Annotated in this window: 17 protein-coding genes; 8 read left to right on the forward strand and 9 right to left on the reverse strand. The window is 67.8% G+C overall.

Going from position 1 to position 19,535, the window contains the following annotated elements; translation table 11 throughout:
- Nucleotide 1 precedes the first annotated feature (1 nt).
- Entirely contained in the window at nucleotides 2–400 is a 399-nt protein-coding gene (locus tag BMX32_RS15260; protein WP_089980008.1) for a winged helix-turn-helix domain-containing protein, read from the reverse strand.
- 174 nt (nucleotides 401–574) lie between these two features.
- Between BMX32_RS15260 and BMX32_RS15265 the strand changes: the two genes are divergently transcribed.
- From BMX32_RS15265 to BMX32_RS15275, 3 genes are all read left to right on the forward strand, one after another.
- A complete protein-coding gene (locus BMX32_RS15265; protein ID WP_280140850.1) occupies nucleotides 575–1,216 on the forward strand; it encodes a response regulator in 642 nt (213 codons plus the stop codon).
- Nucleotides 1,217–1,276: 60 nt separating this feature from the next.
- Entirely contained in the window at nucleotides 1,277–2,818 is a 1,542-nt protein-coding gene (locus BMX32_RS15270; protein WP_089980010.1) for a cryptochrome/photolyase family protein, read from the forward strand.
- Between the two features lie 267 nt (nucleotides 2,819–3,085).
- Nucleotides 3,086–3,781, forward strand: a complete 696-nt coding sequence (locus tag BMX32_RS15275; protein WP_089980012.1) for a dienelactone hydrolase family protein — start codon at nucleotides 3,086–3,088, stop codon at nucleotides 3,779–3,781.
- Nucleotides 3,782–3,794: 13 nt separating this feature from the next.
- On the opposite strand, the gene BMX32_RS15280 is transcribed toward BMX32_RS15275, so the two are convergent.
- Nucleotides 3,795–4,982, reverse strand: coding sequence for an MFS transporter (locus tag BMX32_RS15280; protein WP_089980013.1), 1,188 nt, complete (start codon nucleotides 4,980–4,982; stop codon nucleotides 3,795–3,797).
- Nucleotides 4,983–5,070: 88 nt separating this feature from the next.
- On the opposite strand from BMX32_RS15280, the gene BMX32_RS15285 reads away from it, so the two are divergent.
- From BMX32_RS15285 to BMX32_RS15295, 3 genes are all read left to right on the forward strand, one after another.
- A complete protein-coding gene (locus BMX32_RS15285; protein WP_089980014.1) occupies nucleotides 5,071–5,649 on the forward strand; it encodes a TetR/AcrR family transcriptional regulator in 579 nt (192 codons plus the stop codon).
- A 114-nt stretch (nucleotides 5,650–5,763) separates the two neighbouring features.
- The gene (locus BMX32_RS15290) at nucleotides 5,764–6,597 is read left to right on the forward strand and encodes a tetratricopeptide repeat protein (protein WP_089980016.1); all 834 of its coding nucleotides are present in this window, start codon (nucleotides 5,764–5,766) and stop codon (nucleotides 6,595–6,597) included.
- Nucleotides 6,598–6,720: 123 nt separating this feature from the next.
- Nucleotides 6,721–8,550 (forward strand): monovalent cation:proton antiporter-2 (CPA2) family protein, encoded by a 1,830-nt coding sequence (locus BMX32_RS15295; protein WP_089980017.1) that lies wholly within the window; start codon nucleotides 6,721–6,723, stop codon nucleotides 8,548–8,550.
- A gap of 15 nt (nucleotides 8,551–8,565) precedes the next feature.
- Here the strand turns inward: BMX32_RS15295 and BMX32_RS15300 are convergent, their stop codons facing one another.
- The 6 genes from BMX32_RS15300 to BMX32_RS15325 all read right to left on the reverse strand — a co-directional run bounded on the left by BMX32_RS15300 (nucleotide 8,566) and on the right by BMX32_RS15325 (nucleotide 14,686).
- A complete protein-coding gene (locus BMX32_RS15300; protein ID WP_089980019.1) occupies nucleotides 8,566–9,879 on the reverse strand; it encodes a PQQ-dependent sugar dehydrogenase in 1,314 nt (437 codons plus the stop codon).
- Entirely contained in the window at nucleotides 9,872–10,315 is a 444-nt protein-coding gene (locus BMX32_RS15305) for a DUF2231 domain-containing protein (RefSeq protein ID WP_089980020.1), read from the reverse strand. The genes BMX32_RS15300 and BMX32_RS15305 overlap by 8 nt, the downstream gene beginning before the upstream one ends.
- Nucleotides 10,316–10,411: 96 nt before the next feature.
- Nucleotides 10,412–10,996, reverse strand: a complete 585-nt coding sequence (locus BMX32_RS15310; protein ID WP_244511545.1) for a DUF1989 domain-containing protein — start codon at nucleotides 10,994–10,996, stop codon at nucleotides 10,412–10,414.
- Nucleotides 10,993–11,679 carry a guanitoxin biosynthesis heme-dependent pre-guanitoxin N-hydroxylase GntA gene (gntA, locus tag BMX32_RS15315; protein ID WP_089980400.1) on the reverse strand — a complete coding sequence of 229 codons (687 nt, stop codon included), beginning with the start codon at nucleotides 11,677–11,679 and terminating at the stop codon, nucleotides 10,993–10,995. Before gntA ends, BMX32_RS15310 begins: the two co-directional genes overlap by 4 nt.
- 181 nt (nucleotides 11,680–11,860) lie before the next feature.
- Nucleotides 11,861–12,508: a DsbA family oxidoreductase gene (locus BMX32_RS15320; protein WP_089980023.1), complete on the reverse strand. Its 648-nt coding sequence runs from the start codon at nucleotides 12,506–12,508 to the stop codon at nucleotides 11,861–11,863.
- Nucleotides 12,509–12,559: 51 nt separating this feature from the next.
- Nucleotides 12,560–14,686: a phosphocholine-specific phospholipase C gene (locus BMX32_RS15325; protein ID WP_089980025.1), complete on the reverse strand. Its 2,127-nt coding sequence runs from the start codon at nucleotides 14,684–14,686 to the stop codon at nucleotides 12,560–12,562.
- A 222-nt stretch (nucleotides 14,687–14,908) separates the two neighbouring features.
- Between BMX32_RS15325 and BMX32_RS15330 the strand changes: the two genes are divergently transcribed.
- Nucleotides 14,909–15,970 carry a sensor histidine kinase gene (locus BMX32_RS15330; RefSeq protein ID WP_139206754.1) on the forward strand — a complete coding sequence of 354 codons (1,062 nt, stop codon included), beginning with the start codon at nucleotides 14,909–14,911 and terminating at the stop codon, nucleotides 15,968–15,970.
- Here the strand turns inward: BMX32_RS15330 and BMX32_RS15335 are convergent.
- Nucleotides 15,866–18,769 carry an ATP-binding protein gene (locus BMX32_RS15335; RefSeq protein ID WP_089980028.1) on the reverse strand — a complete coding sequence of 968 codons (2,904 nt, stop codon included), beginning with the start codon at nucleotides 18,767–18,769 and terminating at the stop codon, nucleotides 15,866–15,868. The genes BMX32_RS15330 and BMX32_RS15335 overlap by 105 nt on opposite strands.
- 150 nt (nucleotides 18,770–18,919) lie before the next feature.
- Between BMX32_RS15335 and BMX32_RS15340 the strand changes: the two genes are divergently transcribed.
- On the forward strand, nucleotides 18,920–19,507 hold the full coding sequence (locus tag BMX32_RS15340) for a nucleotidyltransferase family protein (protein ID WP_089980030.1): 588 nt from the start codon (nucleotides 18,920–18,922) through the stop codon (nucleotides 19,505–19,507).
- Nucleotides 19,508–19,535: the final 28 nt, after the last annotated feature.

The raw sequence follows: 19,535 nt of genomic DNA on the forward strand, positions 1-19,535 counted from the left end.
GTTACATCGCCGGCCCCACCCAGCGCCACGACCATGTCTTCCCGAGCCATGTCGGGCCGGTTTCCCCACGCGCACGCGCGTCGGTCAGCCGCTCGACCGTGGCGAGGAACATGTAGCCCCTCCCAGGGATGCTGGCGATATAACGTGCACCTTCGCGCGCATTTCCCAGTGCCTGGCGCAGGTTGGCGATCTGGACCCGCACGTTCGATTCGCCGACGACCAGCCCCTGCCACGCCACCGACATCAGCTCGCGCGGCGTGACGACGGCACCCTGCCGTTCCACCAGCATGACCAGGATGTCGAAGGCCCTGCTGCCCAGCTTCACCGCGACTCCGTCCCGATACAGCGTGCGCAATGCGGGTTCCAGGCGATACGGGCCGAACAGATACAGTGTGTGCATGGCGATGCTCCACGGTGCCTTTTCCACACAACGTAAAACGTCCGGATGCGCCGTCCCACCCCCGGCGAGCCGGAGGTCGCCCCCATCGATGGCTGTCCTTCTTTCACTCCGTTGGGTATTGACCGGCCCTGCCCACGGATGCACGGTGGCGCCATGTGACTGGAGAGCGCCATCGTGGGAGACGCGGAAAGCAACGACGGATCGATTCGCGTACTGATCGCCGACGACCATCCGGTCATGCGGCACGGTCTGCGTGCCGCTGTGGCCACCCAGCCGGACATGCTCCTCGTCGGCGAGGCCGAGAACGGTCGCGAGGCGATCGCGAAGTTCCGGGAACTGCGCCCGACGGTGGCGCTGATGGACCTTCAGATGCCCGACGTCGACGGCCTCGAAGCGATCGGAGCGATTCGTACCGAGTTCCGGGACGCCAACATCGTCGTCCTCACCAGCTATCCCGGCGATGCGAGGATCATGCGTGCCCTGATGCTGGGCGCGACGTCGTACCTGCTGAAATCGTCGTCACTCGACGACATGATCCGGGCCATACGCGCCTCCATCGCGGGCCGCCATGTCATGGACCCCGATGTGACACACGATCTCGCGGCCCACGCCGGCACCGAACTGCTGACGCCCAGGGAGATCGCGGTGCTGCAACTCGTGGCGCTGGGCTACGGCAACAAGGCGATCGCGGGCGAGCTGTTCGTGTCGGAGGAGACCGTGAAATCCCGGATGCGCGCCATCCTTGGAAAGCTCGATGCGAGGGACCGGACGCACGCGGTGATCGTCGCCATCCAGCGCGGCTTCCTCTCGCTCTGATTTCCGGCCGCTCGTCGCGGCGTACGCGTAGTATGTGCGCTCTCCCGCCGTGAGCACGCCATGCGCCACCTCGTCGTCATTCTGGGCGATCAGCTCAATCTCGATTCCCACGCGTTCGATGACTTCGATCCCGCGCTCGATCGCGTGTGGATGGCCGAGCGTGCCGGGGAATCGACGCATGTGTGGTCGACGAAGCCACGCATCGCGATCTTCCTCGCCGCCATGCGCCACTTCGCGCGTGCGCTCGGCGACGCAGGTTATCCGCTCGATTACACCACGCTCGACGCACCGGGACCGGACGATCTGCTCATGCACCTGGCCGACACGCTGGTCCGGCTGCGTCCGCGGCGCCTCGTGATCGTGCGGCCCGGCGAACATCGCCTCCGCGAAGGCATCAAGGCGGCGGCGAAGGCCCACGGTGTCGACTACGTCGAACGTCCGGACCGGCATTTCCTCTGTTCGGTCGACGACTTTTCACGCTGGGCGAAGGGCAAGACCCAGCTTCGCATGGAGCACTTCTACCGCTGGATGCGCCAACGGCACGACATCCTGCTGGATGGCGGCAAGCCGGTCGGCGGCCGCTGGAACTTCGACGCGGAAAATCGCGGTAGCTTCGGCCGCGAGGGTCCAGGCTGGGTGCCCGCGCCGGTGGCGTTTCCACCCGATGCCGTCACGAGGGCCACGCTGGCCGCCGTCGACGCCTCCTTCGCCGATCACCCGGGCGATCTCGCCACGTTCGACTGGCCGGTGACCCGCGACGATGCCCTTCGCGCGCTCGGCGATTTCCTCGATCATCGCCTGGCGGCGTTCGGTCACTGGCAGGATGCGATGTGGACCGGGGAGCCATGGCTTTATCACGCGCGACTGTCGAGCAGCCTCAATCTGCGGCTCCTGACGCCGAAGGAGGTCATCGACGCGGTGCTCGATCGCTACGACAAAGGCCAGGTCGACATCGCGTCCGCGGAGGGGTTCATCCGGCAGATACTCGGATGGCGCGAGTTCGTGCGCGGCGTGTACTGGCTGGGCCCCGAGCGCCTGCTCCGCTCCAACGCCCTCGACGCGAGCGAGCCCCTGCCCGCTTTCTACTGGACCGGGGAGACCGACATGAACTGCCTGCGCCAGGCGATCACGCAGACGCTGACGACGGGCTACGCGCATCACATCCAGCGACTGATGGTGACCGGTAATTTCGCGATGCTGCTGGGTGTCGAGCCTCGGCTCGTGCACGAGTGGTACCTCGCGGTCTACGTCGACGCCGTGGAATGGGTGGAGGCGCCGAACACGCTGGCGATGAGTCAGTTCGCCGATGGCGGACGCATGGTGTCCAAGCCATACGCCTCGTCGGGGCGCTACATCGAGCGCATGAGCGACTACTGCACCGGCTGCCGGTTCGACCCCGGCGATGCCACCGGCGACAAGGCCTGCCCGTTCACCACGTTGTACTGGGATTTCCTGGACCGGCATCGCGCCCGGTTCTGGAACCATCCCCGCGCGGCGATGCAGTGGCGGTCGCTCGACCGCCTGCCGCCGGGCAAGATCGAACTTGTCCGTGAGCGAGCGACCCAGCTACGCGCGATGTGGCGCAAGCCTCCGGCCCAGTGACGACGGGTCGTCGCGTCGCGTCGCCGCCACCCGACAAACGCAAGGACGATCGCGAGATTGGCAAGTCGGGCGGCACGCATGGCATTCCCTGTCATATGACCGCGGGCTGGCCGCCTGGAGCCGGGAGCATAGCGGGAAATCCGCGTGTTTCGCGTGTCGCCAAGGTGTCCGCACCGCGACACGCGCCGCCAAATCCGGCGCGCTTTCGACAAGCTCCCCACGGTCGGCGTTGCGGATCGTATGGCTCACCCGCGAGAGGATCCCAGGATGCAAGACACCATCAGCGTGAAGACGGAGGACGGCGCGTTCGATGCGTACGTCGCGTATCCCGAGAGCGGCGGCGGACCGGCCGTGGTCGTGCTGCACGAGGTGTTCGGCGTCAATGAAGACATCCGGCAGACCTGTCGCGCATTGGCCGACGAGGGCTTCATCGCCGTGGCGCCGGATCTCTTCTGGCGGCAGCAGCGCGGCGTCGACCTCAGCGTGACATCGGAGTCCGACTGGAAGGCCGGGCTCGCGCTCTACATGGCGTACGACCGCGACAAGGGCGTCACGGACGTTCTCGCCACCGTCGCCGCCGCACGCACGCTCAAAGGGGCCAGCGGCAAGGTCGCGGTGCTCGGATACTGCCTCGGCGGGCTCCTGACGTTCATGGCGGCCGCCAGGGGCGAAGTGGACGCGGCGGTGGCCTTCCATGGCGGCGACACCGACCGCTATCTAGGCGAGGCCGGCGCGATCACGGCACCCTTCCTGATGCACCTCGCCGACGAGGACGAATTCATTCCCAAGGCGGCACAGGCTGCCATCAGGGACGCCCTTGCCGGCAAGGCGAACGTCACGATCTACGGCTACCCGGGCTGCAATCACGCCTTCTCGCGTCACGGCGGCGCGCATTACGACGCGAAGGCGGCCACCCTGGCGAACGAGCGTACGCGGACGTTCCTCAAGGAAGCGCTGGGCTGACGCGTCCGGCGATTCAGGACAGCGCCGCGGCATGCACGTGCCGCGCACGCGCGACGATCCACGCCAGCGCGGACAACGCCAGCGCCACGATGATCGTGCCATACACGTTCGCGGCCACGAGCAGACCCTGATGCTGAGCGAGGTAACCGACGGCGATCGTAGGGACGCTGAAGCTGAGGTAGCTCTGGATGTAGAACGCAGCCATCAGCGCGCTACGCTCGTGCGGCTCGGCGAGGGGCACGATGCTGCGCACGGCACCGAGAAACGATGCCCCGAAACCCGCACCCGCCACGATCGATGCGATCAGCAGGAACGCGCCCGAGCCGACGTTCGCGCCGATCAGCACGAGTACCAGCCCGCCGGCCAGCGCGATGGCGCCCTGTTTGAGCGAGCGCATCGCCGGGTGGTTCAGCCCCTGCAACACGGCGAACGCGCCACTCACCATCAGCGCGGTCACCACGAGCCCGCCCGTCCATGGCGACGTCGAGTGCGTCGTCTTCGCGACGAGCGACGGCATCAGCGACAGATAGAAGCCACCCAGCATCCAGATCGCGCCGTTCAGCGGCGTCACCGCCCTGAAGGCCGCGGAGGCCCGTGCCGGCACGCTGACATGAGGCCGCAGGCTGGCCAGCGCGCCCGGCTTCACCGTCGCCGTTTCGGGCGTGGTGCGCGTCAGTAGCGCCGACACCACGAGCAAGGCGATCAGCACCACGAATACCGTGCGCAGCGGCGCGGGTGCCAGCACCACGAGCGCGGTGCTGCCGAGCGCCCCGAGGCCGAGCCCGATCATCGGCGCGAAGCTGTTCACCGTCGCGCCGCGATGCCGGTCCAGATCGAGGATGGTCGCGGCCAGCGTCGACATGCCGATACCCGTCGCGACGCCCTGCAGCACGCGCGCGGCGACGAGCCACCCGGGACTGCTCGCCTCCAGAAAGACGAGCATCGCGACGATGTCCAGCGCGATCGCGCCACCGATCACCGGCTTGCGACCCAGATGGTCGGACAGGCGACCGGCGAACAGAAGCGCCATCAGCAGCGCGAACGCGTAGACCGCGAAGATCACGGTCAGCAGCGTGGGCGTGAACTGCCAGGTCGCCTGATAGATCCGGTACAGCGGCGTGGGCGCCGTCGACGCGGCGATGAAGACGATCAGCGAGGCGGTGTGGACCGTCATCGGCCAGCGGGTGTGGGAGGCGTTCATGGAGGTCTGCTAAAGCAAAGATTGAGCGTTAGTGTACGCTCTTGGTGTCTTAAAGCAATGGTTTTGCTTTAGTGGTATGATTCTCCGTATGAACGAGACCTCATCCACCGCGCCGCGGGCTTCCGGCGCCCGCCCGGGCGGCCGTAGCGCCCGGGTGCAGGCAGCCGTGCATCAGGCGGTCAACGAACTCCAGGCGACCGGCCGTGACGCCGTGACGGTGCCGGCGATCGCCGCGCGTGCCGGCGTGACGCCTTCCACGATCTATCGCCGCTGGGGCGATCTTGCCCAGTTGCTGGCGGACGTCGCGGTATCGCAGATGCGCCCCGACACCCTTCCCGCCGACACCGGCGCGTACCGGAACGACCTGCTCACCTGGCTCGACCAGTACCGCGACGAGATGTCGTCGGAACTCGGCCGGTGCATGCTCCGCGACGTGCTCAGCGCGCAAGGACGCGAGAATCCCGGGCGATGCGTGAGCTTTTGCGCGCAACAGCTCGACACCATCGCCGAGCGTGCGTCGGCGCGCGGGGAACGCCCGGTGCGCACCGAGGTGCTGCTCGACGGCGTGGTCGCGCCGCTGATCTATCGCATCCTCTTCGCGGCCGAGACACCGTCGACCGATGATGTGACGCGCTGGGTGGACGCGGTGATCGATCGCGAGGCGTGACCGTCGCCTGAATCGCAGACGCGCCGCGCATGCGGTGCGTCAGGGAAGAAAGCCAGCGGAAAATCTCACGGGCGTAGGCTTGTGTCGACGGCATCGCCGATATCGAAGAGCCCCATGAAGACCTCGCTTCTGTTCGCCGCATTGTTGACCCTCGCTTCCGTCGCCAGCGCCGCCGATTCGCCGAAGGACGTGCAGGCGCTCATCGCGCGAGGCGATTTCCCAGGCGCCGAAAAGCTCCTCCGGCAGGCGGTATCGGAGCACCCGGCAAGTGCCAAGGCGCACTACGTGCTGGCCGAAGTGCTCGCTCACGAAGGCAACATCGGCGAGGCGAAGGCCGAGGCCACGATGGCCGCGACGCTCGATCCCGGCACGCACTTCACCGATCCTGCGAAGTTCCAGGCGTTCCAGCGCGAGCTCGGCAAGGCACTCGCGCCGGTCTCGTCCACGCAGCGGGCGGCGGTGGCCGCGGACCCGGGTGCCCCCGAGGCGACCGGGAGCCGGGGTGCCTCGCATCTGGTGGGCCTCGCCTTCGTTGGGGGCATCGCGTTATTGCTCGTCTTCTTCCTGATCCGCCGCCGCCGCGATGCCGTACCGGCGACCACCGGATATTCGTATGCGCCGCCGATCGAAAATCCTCCGCCCTACGGCGCTTACCCCGGCAACGGCGCTTACGCGCCGCCGCCCGCGCCGCACTCGGGCGTCGGCACGGCGGTCGCGGCGGGCCTGGGTGGCGTCGCTGCCGGCATGTTGCTGGACGAAGCCCTGCGCTCGCACGGCCAGGGCAGCGACGTTCCCGCCGTCAATCCGGTCGCTCAGACCCCCGTCGACTCCACCGGTCAGGCGTACGACGATCTCCGCGACCGCCCGGTCGACATGGGAAACGACGACGATTCCTGGGACGACGGCGCGTCCGGCGACGGCGGTTCGTCCGACGACGACAACTGGTGAGCCAGGACTTTCGTTGGTGACGACGCCCGCTCTTTGCAGCATTTTGCGCTGACGGCGGCGCGTCGCCGGACGCGCACGCCGGATTAGGGATACGCTGCCTCCATTCGCACGGAAGAGGCAGCCATGGTCGCCGGCGGCACGGACAACCAGCTCGTTCACGCGGTCGCGCTGCTCGGCGCGGCGGTGGTGCTCGTACCGCTCTTCCGCCGGCTCGGCCTCGGCTCCGTGCTCGGTTATCTCACGGCCGGACTGCTGGTCGGACCCTTTGGGTTCGGGTGGTTCACCGACCCGGAAGCGATCCTGCATCTCGCCGAACTCGGCGTCGTGATGTTCCTGTTCGTCGTCGGCCTGGAGATGCAGCCGTCGCGACTGTGGTCGCTCCGTCAGTACATCCTCGGCCTCGGGTTGTTGCAGACGATCGTCAGCGCCGCGGCGCTGACCGCGCTGGGCTGGTTCACGGGGCTGCCGCTCGCCGTCGCGTTCGTGGGCGCGCTGGGCTTCACGCTGACCTCCACGGCCATCGTGATGCAACTCGTCGCCGAACGTCGCGACGTGACGCCCATCGCGGGCCAGAAGATCATCTCCGTCCTTCTGCTCGAAGATCTCCTTCTGGTACCGCTGCTCGCACTGGTCGCATGGATGGCGCCCGATGGCGGCCATGCCGCCACGTCCGGCGCCTGGATGCCCGCGCTCAAGGGCGTTGCCGCGCTCGTCGCGCTGCTGGTGGCCGGGCGCTGGCTGCTCGACCCGCTTTTCCGCATCCTCGCGCAGTCGAAAGTGCGGGAAGTACTCACGGCGGGCGCGCTCCTCGTCGTGCTCGGCGCGGCGGTGCTGATGCAGCTCGGTGGTCTTTCGATGGCCATGGGCGCGTTCATCGCCGGCGTGATGCTGTCGCAGTCCAGCTTCCGGCACCAGCTGGAAGCCGATGTCGAACCGTTCCGCGGTCTGCTGCTGGGCCTGTTCTTCCTCGGCGTGGGGATGGCACTCGATGTCGCCACCGTGAAGGCGCACTGGCAGTACATCCTGATCGGCGTGCTCGGCATGATGCTGGTCAAGGGCATCGGCATCTATCTCGTCGCGCGCCTCACGCGCAGCGACCACGACGAAGCGTTGCAACGGGCCTCGCTCATGGCGCTCGGCGGGGAATTCGCATTCGTCCTCTTCGCGGCCGCGACCGCGGGCAACGTCATGACGGCAGCGCAGAACGCGACCTTCACCGCCGCGGTCGTCCTCTCGATGGCCATCGCGCCGCTGGTGGAGATCGCAGTGCGAAAGCTTGCACGCACGCGCGCGGAGACGTCAGCGCCGCTCACGGCGGACGTGCCCGAAGGTCTCTCCGGCAGCGTGCTCATGATCGGCTTCGGCCGGTTCGGGCAGGTGGTGAGCCAACCCCTCCTGGCACGCGACGTCGAGGTGACCGTCATCGACACGGATATCGAGATGATCCAGGCGGCGTCCCGTTTCGGCTTTCGCATCTACTACGGCGACGGCACCCGACTCGACGTCCTCGAGGCCGCTGGCGCGGCGCGGGCACAGGTGATCGCGGTCTGCGTCGACGATCGCGCGACCGTCGATCGCATCCTGGACGTCGCGTTGCACGAATTTTCCCAGGCGCGATGGATCGTCAGGACCTACGACCGCGAGCATTCGCGCGAGGTCGTCGGCAAGGGCGTGAACTTCCACGTGCGCGAAACGTTCGAGTCGGCACTGTCATTCGGCACGCTCACGCTACGAAAGCTCGGCGTCTCGTCGCGCGAGACGAAGCGCATCGCCGACGTCGTGCGCGCGGGCGATGCGAAGCGGTTCGAACAGGAAATCGCCGGCGTCGACTGGGCGACGGCCGGCTCCGATGTCTTCACGCGCCGCTCGCAGCCCGTGCCGCTCACGCCACCGCGTCACGCGAGCCAGCCGCTGAACCAGCAGGCGGAGGTCGCGACGCGACCCCGGCCGTGACCGTCGACCCGCGCGTCAGGGGCCCGCGGCCGTGACGCGCCATACCGTGTCGCCGACGTCGTCGGCGATGAGCAGCGCCCCTTCCTTGTCGAGCACGACGCCGACCGGCGCACCGAACAGCTGCGATTCGTCCTTCGAATGGAAACCGCTCACCAGCGTCTTGGGCTTACCGACAGGCTTGCCGTCCTGGAATGCCACGAACACCACCTCGTAGCCACTGAGCGGCGAACGGTCCCAGCTGCCGTGTTCGCTAACGAACGCCCCGTTCTGGTACTTCGCGGGAAGCGCGTTGCCCCGCGTGAGCAGCAGGCCGAGGGCGGCCACGTGCGAACCCAGCGCGTAGTCGGGAGGGATCGCCTTCTGCACGAGATCGGGGCGCTGCGGCATCACCCGGCGATCGACATGTTGCCCGTAGTAACTGTAAGGCCAGCCATAGAACGCCCCTTCGGTGACCGAGGTCATGTAATCGGGCACGAGGTCGGCACCGATTTCGTCGCGCTCGTTGGCGATGGCCCAGAGCCGGTTCGTCGTCGGATCCCACTGCAGCCCGGTAGGATTCCGGATGCCGGACGCGTAGATGCGGCTCGCACGGCTCGCGACGTCCACCTCGAGCACCGCGGCCCGTCGGTATTCCACCTCGAGCCCGTTCTCGGTGATGTTACTGTTGGAGCCGACGCCCACGTAGAGCTTCGTGCCGTCCGGATTGGCCTGCAAGGCCTTCGTCCAGTGGTGATTCACCGTGGAAGGCAGGTCCGTGAACGCCACACCCGGTGCACGGATCGTCGTTTCGCCATCCTGATAGGGAAAGGTGACGATGGCATCCGTGTTCGCGACGTAGAGCGTGTTGCCGATCAGCTGCACGCCGAACGGCGAATGCAGGTTGCCGATGAAATCGTGCTTTTCCCACTCGCCGGAAGCACGCTTGCGCAGCAGCGTGATCCGGTTGCCGCCCTTCGCGCCCTTGCCCGAGCGGTTCTTCACCATCGCCGCCACGAGCTGCTTCGGCGTCGTCACCGCTTCCTCGCCTGGTCCGTTCGATTCCACGACCAGCACGTCGCCGTTGGGCAGCGTGAGCAGCTGGCGGGGATGCTTGAGTCCGCTGGCGATCTTCTCGATCTTCAGGCCCGGAGCCACGGTTGGCGCGGCACCGTCCTTCCATCCGACGAAGTCCGGCACCTGCATGGGCGGGGCGAGAAACTGCTGCGCCTTCGGCAACGACGGATTCGCGCCCGCCTGCTGTGCCGCATCCTGCGAGGCCTTATCCGCGCATGCGGCAAGCAGGGTCGTGCAGGCGATCACGAGTGTGGTGCGGGACAGGGACTTACCCATGAGCGTACTCCCGCTGGGCCGAGGGCCGGACGGCGATCACGACGTTGCCCACGGCGATCAGGGTCACCGTCAGCACCGAGAGCCACACGGCGGCCGGAACGATCGCGTAAGCGTCGCGCGTATGGACGAAGGCGTTGAGCACCGCCGCGACGATCGCGACGACGTTGAGCCAGAAGTCGACATGATCGGCGCCGGTCGACACGCGGCGCGATGTGATCCACACCTGTGTGAGGTTCACCAGCCGCGGGATCACGGCGAACACGAGACCGAGGGTGATCAGCCATGCCGCGCCTTTTCCCCAGAGCGTCGTACCGGTTTTCGCGTAGACGACGTCGAAGACGAGGCCAGCGACGAAGAAGCCGAAGGGTATGGGGTTGAGAAGGCCGTAGACGGCATTCGCCACGGCGGAGCGGCGGCGTGCGACGGGTTGATTCATGGGCGGGCGTCTCCAGACGGAAGACCGGGGGTCGGTACGATCAGCCGCCTGTGTAGCCTGCCCTCCGTGGACGGCGCGTGTCGGGTGCCGCTTCCCTCAGTCGATACGGTAGTGGATCGGCTTGAAGCGGAAGTTGTTGGACTGCCCGGCGGAGCACGCCGTGAGGCCGACGATCAGATCCATCTGGGCCACGAACGTCGTCGTGTCGCCGGCCTTGCTCAATGGCGGTTCGACGGAAAGCGTGCCCGCGACGCCGTCGACCTGCACGTTCATGAAGACGTTGAACGCCGTGGGGATCGCGTCGGGCGATATGCCGAACGGCTCCAGCGCCGAGGCGAGATTGCCGAAGCATCCCCGGTGGGGCTCCGTATGACCGTAAAGTCTTGCAAACATCTCCTTCGAACAGGGCGCAAGAAGAAAATCGTGCCGACCGACGCGATCCTCGTCGATGACAAGCATCGGACCGCTACGATTGGAGTACAGCACGTCGCCGGTCGTCAGCAGGAACTTGCTGGCGTAGTCGAGGGAGCGTCCGCTCGAGAGCCATTCGTCGGTGTCGTCGGCGTTGAACGCGACGAGATCGCTGACCTGCTGGCCCTCGGGGTCGATCACGGTAAGCCGCTGGTGCTTGCGCAAGAGGAAAGCGGTGCCGCTCTGCGGCGGTATCACGGCATGGGTCACGCGGTCTTCCTTTGCGAGGACGCTGTGCGGGGGGCGAACGGGCAGGTCCATTCGCCTGTGATGTGTCGGCCGCTGTACTGGCGCGCTTCCGAACTGCGACCGTGCATGGCGAGCATCGGATTGGGCGAGCCGTTGAGCGCGATGTCGCGTTCCACGATCGCCTGCTTCAGCCGGGCGTAGCGACCTTCACGGCGAAGGTACTCGAACTGCGCATGCAGGTTGAAGACCATGGCCGGATGCGCAAGCCTGCGTGCACGGCGGGACGCCCCCGGATGCAGGCCCACGACATAGAAGGCATGGCCACCGACGCTCATGCTGAACGCCGGGTCGTCGGGATCCGCGCTGACCGAAGGGTCCCACGTGTAATCACGCCCATCGGCGTCGTGAATGCCCTGGAGGCGCGCAAAGAGCATCCGCTCGAAATGCTCTTCGGGCATCGCGTCGCTCCCGGCGAAGTGGACCACGAGGCTGTGAAACGTATCCTCGGGTTTCTGCGCACCGGCGAAGCTCGCGATCTCGCGCGCCACGCGCGCATCGTCCGCCGGGCAAGGCATGGCCCCGGCGAAGACGTGGGTCACCAGATAGCGGCGATGGGCTGTCTGGGCGGCGAGGCACGGGAACCAGGGACTGGACAGGTGCCGGTCGAATTCGGCAATGGCGATCGTCTGCTGTTCTTCATTCATGCCACCACGGTCGGGCATCGCGGGTGAAGCGAGACGACCGGGGCTATGAAACGGCGGACGACATTCGTGAGCGAGAGGTGCAACGGCCGTGATTCAGGATCGGGCTGTGGGAGCGCGCTCGCGCGCGATGGGTGCTCGAGGACGGCACCCATCGTGCGCGAGCGCGCCCCTACACCAAGCCTCACATATCCGCGGCGATCTTCCGCAGTTGTCGCTCGAATTCCTCGGGCGGCTGTCCGCCCGAAATCAGGTAGCGATCGTTGACGACGACCGCCGGCACGCCGGTGATGCCGCGGCTTTGCCACAGGGCTTCGCTGCGGCGCACGTCGTCGCCGTAGCGGTCGGACGCGAGCACGGCGCGCGCTTCGACCGGGTCGAGACCCGCTTTTTCCGCCGCGGCCACCAGTGCGTCATGGTCGCCCGGATCGGTCTGGTCGGTGAAGTTCACGATGAACAGCTGGTGTTTCAACGCCTGCTGCTTGCCCGTGCCCGCCGCCCACGCCATCAGGCGATGCGCGTCGAACGTGTTGTAGATGCGCGTGGCATCCGACGTGTTCATCGTGAACCCGACCGTCGCCGCGCGCTGTTTGATGCGCTCCCGGTTCACGCGGGCTTCGTCGGCCGGAATGCCGTATTTCGCGACGATGTGCTCCACGGTGTTCTCGCCGCCGGGGACCATCGACGGATTGAGCTCGAACGGGTGGAACGTGATGTCGGCCTCGACGACACCGTCGAGGCGTTCGAGTGCACGCTCCAGCCCGCCCAGGCCGATCACGCACCACGGGCAGGCGATATCGGAAACGAAATCGATTTTAAGCTTCTTGGACATGGCACCAGACTTGATAGGGAATGGCGCCATGTTACGCCTGACCGGCGGTCGTCAGGTGTTGACCGTCTCGATGGCGGCCTGTTGCCGCGACGAAAGCGCGGGATCCGTTTTCGACGGCCGGCCGGTCTCGCGATGGCCCGCCAGTCGCCGGAGGAATCTCGGATCGTGATCGCTGGTAACGCTGAAATCGAACCAGTGATCGCTGGAGAGGATTTCCCAGAGACTCTCGACGTGGCCGCCCGGAAGCACGATGTGCCTCCGCGGAGGAAGGTGCGTGTAATCGGCGGCCGGCGTCACCGTGACGATGCAGGTACGGCTGCCCTCGTTGGTGATCACGAGACGCATCAGTCCGTCGAGTTCGGCGCGCGCGATGCGCACCTCCGGCTGCGCGCGACGACCGCGGTCGCCGGAGGACGGCTGCGTCCCCGCGAACTGGCGCAAGAACCCGTTCGGGCCCGTCACCGAAAGATCGTAGGCGCCGCCGCTGTAAAGGCTCGTCCAGCTGTCGGCGAGTTCCTTGCCCGCCTCCACCGTATAGGTCCACGGACCGTCCGTCCGCGCGGACGAGAAGACGTGGAAGAACGCGCCGCTCCGTCCGTCGTTGATGAAGTCGAGGCGATACTTGCCCGCGTCGACGTCGAGACGGCCCTGCACGTCGAGCGCGTAAGGCAACGCGCGCGCAGGTCGCTGGCCAGGCTCCTGACGCGGCATGCGCTGGTGGGCAGGCGGTACCGGCACCAGATCCTGGTGAGCGCCCTTGTCCGGTTCGTACGCGCGCGTCGGCGGGAGATGCGGGGCATCCGCGTCGTGGCGGCGGAAATCGAAAGCGCGCGTCAGGTCGCCGCACACCGCACGGCGCCAGTCGGAAATGTTCGGCTCGCGCACGCCGAATCGCTCCTCGAGGAAGCGGAGGATCGACGTGTGGTCGTAGGTCTCGGAGCAAACCCAGCCACCCTTGCTCCAGGGCGACACCACGAGCATCGGCACGCGGACGCCGAGGCCGTAAACGCCCTCCACGAAACCGTTGCCGCCCGGATAGATCTCGCCCTCGGTCGACACTGTCGACAGACCCTGCTCGCGCGACGCCGCCGGGTACGGCGGCACCACGTGGTCGAAGAAGCCGTCGTTCTCGTCGTAGGTGATGAACAGCGCGGTCTTGCTCCATACCTCCGGATTGGCCGTCAGCGCGTCCAGCACGCCGTCGACGTACCAGGCGCCATAGTTGGCCGGCCAGCTGGGGTGTTCCGTATAGGCTTCCGGCGCCGCGATCCACGACACCTGCGGCAGGCGGTTGGCGAGCACGTCCTCGCGCAGGATCGCGAACGGCGACTGACCGCCAGCCATGTTCGTACCGGTTCGCGCCTTCTCGTAGAGCGGGCTGCCGGGCTGCGCGTTGCGGTAGTTGTCGAAATACAGCAGCGAATTGTCACCGTAGTTGCCGATGTACGGATTGGACGTCCAGCCCCAGCCACCCGCGGCATCCAGGCCGGTACCGATGTCCTGGTAGATCTTCCACGACACGCCCGCTTCCTCCAGTCGCTCGGGATACGTCGTCCAGTTGTAGCCCTTCTCGGCGTTGTCGAGCACCGGTCCCTTGCCCTGCCCGTCGTTCCCGACGTAGCCGCTCCACATGTAGTAGCGGTTGGGATCCGTCGAGGTCAGCATGCTGCAGTGATAGGCGTCGCAGATGGTGAACGCGTCCGCCAGCGCGTAGTGGAAGGGGATGTCTTCGCGGGTGAGGTAGGCCATCGTCGTGGTGCCCTTGGCCTCCACCCACCCGTCGTAGCGGCCGCCGTTCGCCGCCGCGTGTGTATCGTTCCAGCCGTGCGGCAGGTCTTCGATGAACGCGAGGCCAAGATCGTCTCCCGCCGGCCGGAACGGCAGCAGCACGTCGTCGCCCGACGGCTGGTGCCACACGGAGCGCCCGCTCGCCAGCGTGAATGGCCGTGGATCGCCGAAGCCGCGCACACCACGCAGGCTGCCGAAGTAATGGTCGAACGAGCGGTTCTCCTGCATCAGGATCACCACGTGCTCCACGTCGGCCAGCGTGCCCGTGCGATGCGACGCCGGTATGGCCAGCGCCCTGGCGATCGACGGAGGCAGGACCCCCGCGGTAAACGCGGCGCCCGCGGCGCCCATGGAAAGCTTGAGAAACTGTCGCCGGTCCTGAGAAGTCATGCCTGTCGTCCACTGGTCGGTAGTGCCCTGTACCAGCGAGTGTTCCGGCGCAATGTGACAGGTTGGTTCCCATATCGGTCCACGATGCCGGCAGGCGCGCAATCTGGGATGGTCGTCTCAGTTGCGGCCGGCTAACAGCAGCCAACACAAGCTAACTGGTGTCACCCGGCCTGCGCGACACATGCTGTAGACCATTCCTCCGCGGACACGGTCATGACACGCATGCATCCTTCTACCCGTCGCCTTGTCCGACCCACGCACCTCGCACGTCGGCTCTTCGTTCCGCAGGTGGGCGCCGTCGTCGGTGCCCAGGCGCTGGGCGCACTGATCCTCACCGTCGGCGAACCGGCGAGCAGCCTGCCGCGCATCGCGGCCAGCGCCGCGGTGGCCGGCATCTCGCTCTGCGCGTTTCTCTGGGTGCACGGCAAGGCCGCCGCCCGCCCGCTCGCCCAGTTCGCGGAGGCGCTGGAACGCTTCGAGCCGGCTCGTGCGCTGGCGCCGCCGCCGGCTCACGCACCGCAGGAGCTGGTACGCGCGATGAACGCCCTGCGCGGCATCCAGCTGCGGGTGCGCGAGCACGTGTCCGCGCGGCTGCGGTTCCTCTCCGCCATCGCGCACGACCTGCAGACGCCCGTCGCGCGCATGCGCCTGCGGCTCGAAGCGATGGACGACGGACCGGGACGCCGGTACATCATCGAAGACCTGCATCGCATGGAGCACCTCGTGCGCGACGGCGTGCGTTATGCCCGTTGCGCCGACGAGCCGCGCGAGGTCCCGGTGAAACTCTGTCTCATCGCCTTCGTCGACAGCCTCGCGTGCGATTATCGCGACGCGGGCCGTGCCGTGGCCTTCGCCCCGACCGATCCGCTGGTGGTAACCACATGCCCGCAGTCGCTGCGGCGCATCCTCGCCAATCTCGTCGACAACGCGCTCAAGCACGGTTATCGGGCGGATCTGCACACGCGGATCGCGGGTGGCGACATGGTCGCCATCGACATCGAAGACGATGGTCCGGGCATTCCGGACGACGAACTCGCGGCGGTCATGGAGCCGTTCTACCGGTTACGCCACTCCGAGCAGCGCGACCCCACCGGCTCCGGGCTGGGCCTGGCCATCGCGCTGCAACTCACGCTGCAGCTCGGCGGACAGTTGCGACTCGCCAACCGTGTTCGCGGTGGCCTATGCGCCACCCTGCTCATTCCACGCACCGGCGTCGCCGAGCATCGCGTCGAGGCGTCGCAGGTCGGCCGTGTCGAGGCCCTCCACCGCGCGATCCCGGCATGACCGCAGGAGCATGCTGGCCTCCACCTCGCTTCCGTTCGCCGCCCACCAGGCCGCAAGATCCATCGAGGCACGCAGACGCCATGCGTTCGATGTCTGGCGCGCGGCAAGCTCGAGCGACCCGCGCAACGTCGACTCGACGCCCTCCGGATCGTCGCCGCTCCGCGCCAGCACGAGTGCCTTGAGGCGCAGCAGCTCCGGCAGGGCGAAGCCTTCGCCGGTACGCGTGCAGTGCTCGATCGTGGCGGCCACCTGCTCGGCCGCCTCGCCGAAGCGGCCCGCGGAAAGCAGCGCTTCCACCAGCGCGGTTTCGAACGTCGTCGTCAGCAGTTCGTAGCGCATCGCCTTGAGGCGCGCGAGGCTTTCGCGGATCGCCTGCACGGCTTCCGCCGCGTCGCCGCGTCCGATCGCGAGCATGCCGCGAAATCCTTCCGTCGCGGCGATGTACGGGCGGAATCCATGCGCGTCCGCCAGCGCGGCGAACGTCGCCAGCGCTTCCTCGACCTGATCGGTCTCGCCGGTCCAGTGATGAACCGAGAGCGTCCAGATCAGCGCGATGCACTGGGTGATGGGGTGTTCGAGCGCGATGGCTTCCTCCTGCGCACGGCGTACCCAGTAACGGGCCTGGTCGGCATGCCCCTGCAACCACAGGGTACGCGCCAGCGCGATGCACGAGCGGTTGCGATGATCGAATCCGTAATGGATCGTCCGGCTCTGCTCGGACGGCAGGCCGTGACGCAACGATTCTTCGAGGAGATGCCGCGCCGCGGCCTGATCGCCCAGCAGGTGCCGCGCCACGCCCGCCAGCGACGCGGCGACCGCGATGGCCTCCGGCTCGCCGATCTCGCGGCCGAGTTCCTCGGCCTGCTCGGCCCAGGCGAGCGAGGGCTCGAAGTCGCCGAGGCGTTCGTCGTAGATCTGCAGGCGGCCGAGGATGCGTAGCTGATCCCACTTGCGGTCGAGCGCGATGGCGAGATCGAGCGCGCGGCGCAAGGCGACGCCGGCGGCGTCGCTGTTGCCCAGCGTGAACATCAGCACGAGCCCCAGCGCCGCCTGCAACTCGAGCTCGACGGCCGTGCCGGTGAACGGCAGCATCATCGCGTTGCGGGCACGCTCGCACCACGTGCGGCATTCGGCCATCAACGAAAAGCGCAGGAACACGCGCGAGGCGACGGCGGCGAGCGGAACGCCGATGGCGGTGTCGCCCTGCGGACCGAGGCTCCACTCGAGCGCGCTGCGGACGTTGCCGAACTGGCAGCTCCACCACGTGGCGTTCCGGAACACCTCTTCGGGCGTTTCGCCCAGGCCGTCCAGCCGGTGCAGGAAGTACGCCGCGTGACGACGCGACAGCGACCTCGCCTCGGACTCGCCGCGAAGCGCCATGCGTTCACGCGCGTAGGCGCGGGTCATTTCGAGCAGGCGGTACGAGCCCGTCGCCGTCGCGCGATGGACCGCGACCAGCCCTTTCGCCGAAAGCGCGTCGAGCGTGGCGACGAAGGTCGCGGGTTGAACCCCCTCGCCGCTCAGTACGTTCGCGGCCGCCTCGACGGAGAACGGGCCGACGAACACGGAAAGCTGGTCGAACGCGAGTCGCTCCAGCGGAGTCAGCAGGTCGTAGCTCCAGTCGAGCGTCGCCCGCAAGGTCTGCTGCCGCGGCGCCGCCGTGCGACGACCGGACCATTCGAGGCTGAAGCGCTCGCCGATCAGCTCGTGCGTCGCCTCGATGCCGTGCGACCCGACGCGCAGCGCGGCGAGCTCGATCGGCAAAGCCATGCCGTCCAGTCGACGGCAGATGTCCGCCACGAGCCGGAGCGAGGCGGCATCCGGCACGCTGGTGGCGCCGCTCGCCGACGCGCGTTCCAGGAACAGCTGCACGGCCGAGTAGCCGAGGATCTCGTCGCTGTCGCCGACGTTGCGCGCCGGGTACGTCAGCGCGTCGAGCCAGTGCACGCATTCGTCGTGCGCGCGCAGCGGCTCGCGGCTCGTCGCGAGCACGGTCACGTCGGGCGCGGCCTCGCGGAGGCGCTCCAGCGTTCCCGACACCGCATCCACCACGTGCTCGCAGTTGTCCACGAAGAGCACGATCGCCCGGTCGCGCAGATGGGCGATCACCACGGCCAGCGGATCGTCGGTCTGCACGGGAATATGCAGCGCACCGGCGAGCGCATACGGCACGAGGGCCGGGTCCTCGACCTGCGCCAGATCGACGAAGCGGACGATGCGCCCCGCTTCCGCCAGACGATGCCCGACCTCGAGCGCGATGCTGGTCTTTCCCGCACCGCCCGCGCCCGCCACCGTGTAGAGGATCGGCGCCGACAGGCGCGCGAGTATCCGGTCGACGTCCGCTTCGCGACCCACGAGGCGGCGGCGGGTCGGCAGATCGCCCGCATTGCTCACGAGTCGCGCCGGCTCGGGCTTGTGAAGAGAAGCCGGGACCGAGCGCGTCGCGTCGTCATCCACGCGACGCACGGCGCCAACGAAGGCATAACCCACGCCCACCTGGGTCGAGATGTATCGGCCGCCATCCTCGCCATCGCCGAGGATCCGGCGCAGGCCCGTCATGTGGAAGCGCAGGCTGCCCTCCTCCACGACGACGTCGGGCCACACGCGCGCGATGAGCTCGCGCTTGGACCAGACGACGCCGGGCCGCTCGACCAGGGCCACGAGCATGTCGAACGCCCGCCCGCCGATGTCCACGGGCTCGCCGTCCCGCAGGAGTAGCCGCCGGGCGGGGGCCAGGAGAAACGGACCGAACGCGACATCCGCGCCGCGCTCCCTGAGATTGTCGGACGCGATGACCATTGGGACGCGCTGCTAAATGCCAAGCAGGCACTATCGGCAACTCGGGGACGACTCGCAACGTACATACCTATCGTTTTTTAGACGATCCCTCCGTCGGGTCGACAGCCATGCTAGCGTGGCGCCCTTCTTGCCAGGGCCCCGGAACGACGCATGGCCGTACGTTGTGAACATGATGCCGTGGTGCTCGCCGCGGGTGGGAGCGCGAGGCTCGGACGGCCCAAGCAACTGCTGACCGTGGGCGGCGAGACCCTCCTGCAGCGGGCCGTCCGGCTGGCGAAGGCCACGGGCCCCACCCGTATCGTGGTCGTGCTCGGGGCGCATGCGGACACCCTCGCACCGCTCGTCACCGGCACCCCCATCGTGTTCAACCCTACCTGGGACACCGGCATGGCCTCGTCGCTGGCCCGGGCGGCCGCCGCGCTGGCGGGGCGAACCTACCCCGTGCTCGTGACGCTCGTGGATCAGCCGTGTCTCACGCAGGAGCACCTGCAGACCCTGCTCGTCGCCTACGACGGCAGTCGCGACGTGGTCTCCGCGTACGGCGACGCACTGGGGCCGCCCGCCCTGCTCCGCCCCGAAACGCTGGCCGCGGCGGGGCGGCTGACCGGCGACACGGGCTTCCGCCGGCTGTGGGGTGTCGCGCATCCGGCGGCCATCCGGCGCGATGCGCTGGGACGCGATCTCGACACCCCCGACGACGTCGCGGACGCCGTGCGGGCCGGTCTGATCGATCCCTGAAAGACGGGAGCCGTGCTGCGCGGCTCCC

Source organism: Luteibacter sp. UNCMF331Sha3.1 (assembly GCF_900109915.1).
Classification (GTDB): domain Bacteria; phylum Pseudomonadota; class Gammaproteobacteria; order Xanthomonadales; family Rhodanobacteraceae; genus Luteibacter.

What these genes read in the sequence shown, in the direction of transcription:
- BMX32_RS15260 (WP_089980008.1), bottom strand. Translation starts at nt 400, where the DNA reads ATGCACACACTGTATCTGTTCGGCCCGTATCGCCTGGAACCCGCATTG.
- BMX32_RS15270 (WP_089980010.1), top strand. Translation starts at nt 1,277, where the DNA reads ATGCGCCACCTCGTCGTCATTCTGGGCGATCAGCTCAATCTCGATTCC.
- BMX32_RS15275 (WP_089980012.1), top strand. Translation starts at nt 3,086, where the DNA reads ATGCAAGACACCATCAGCGTGAAGACGGAGGACGGCGCGTTCGATGCG.
- BMX32_RS15280 (WP_089980013.1), bottom strand. Translation starts at nt 4,982, where the DNA reads ATGAACGCCTCCCACACCCGCTGGCCGATGACGGTCCACACCGCCTCG.
- BMX32_RS15285 (WP_089980014.1), top strand. Translation starts at nt 5,071, where the DNA reads ATGAACGAGACCTCATCCACCGCGCCGCGGGCTTCCGGCGCCCGCCCG.
- BMX32_RS15290 (WP_089980016.1), top strand. Translation starts at nt 5,764, where the DNA reads ATGAAGACCTCGCTTCTGTTCGCCGCATTGTTGACCCTCGCTTCCGTC.
- BMX32_RS15295 (WP_089980017.1), top strand. Translation starts at nt 6,721, where the DNA reads ATGGTCGCCGGCGGCACGGACAACCAGCTCGTTCACGCGGTCGCGCTG.
- BMX32_RS15300 (WP_089980019.1), bottom strand. Translation starts at nt 9,879, where the DNA reads ATGGGTAAGTCCCTGTCCCGCACCACACTCGTGATCGCCTGCACGACC.
- BMX32_RS15305 (WP_089980020.1), bottom strand. Translation starts at nt 10,315, where the DNA reads ATGAATCAACCCGTCGCACGCCGCCGCTCCGCCGTGGCGAATGCCGTC.
- gntA (WP_089980400.1), bottom strand. Translation starts at nt 11,679, where the DNA reads ATGAATGAAGAACAGCAGACGATCGCCATTGCCGAATTCGACCGGCAC.
- BMX32_RS15320 (WP_089980023.1), bottom strand. Translation starts at nt 12,508, where the DNA reads ATGTCCAAGAAGCTTAAAATCGATTTCGTTTCCGATATCGCCTGCCCG.
- BMX32_RS15325 (WP_089980025.1), bottom strand. Translation starts at nt 14,686, where the DNA reads ATGACTTCTCAGGACCGGCGACAGTTTCTCAAGCTTTCCATGGGCGCC.
- BMX32_RS15330 (WP_139206754.1), top strand. Translation starts at nt 14,909, where the DNA reads ATGCATCCTTCTACCCGTCGCCTTGTCCGACCCACGCACCTCGCACGT.
- BMX32_RS15335 (WP_089980028.1), bottom strand. Translation starts at nt 18,769, where the DNA reads ATGGTCATCGCGTCCGACAATCTCAGGGAGCGCGGCGCGGATGTCGCG.
- BMX32_RS15340 (WP_089980030.1), top strand. Translation starts at nt 18,920, where the DNA reads ATGGCCGTACGTTGTGAACATGATGCCGTGGTGCTCGCCGCGGGTGGG.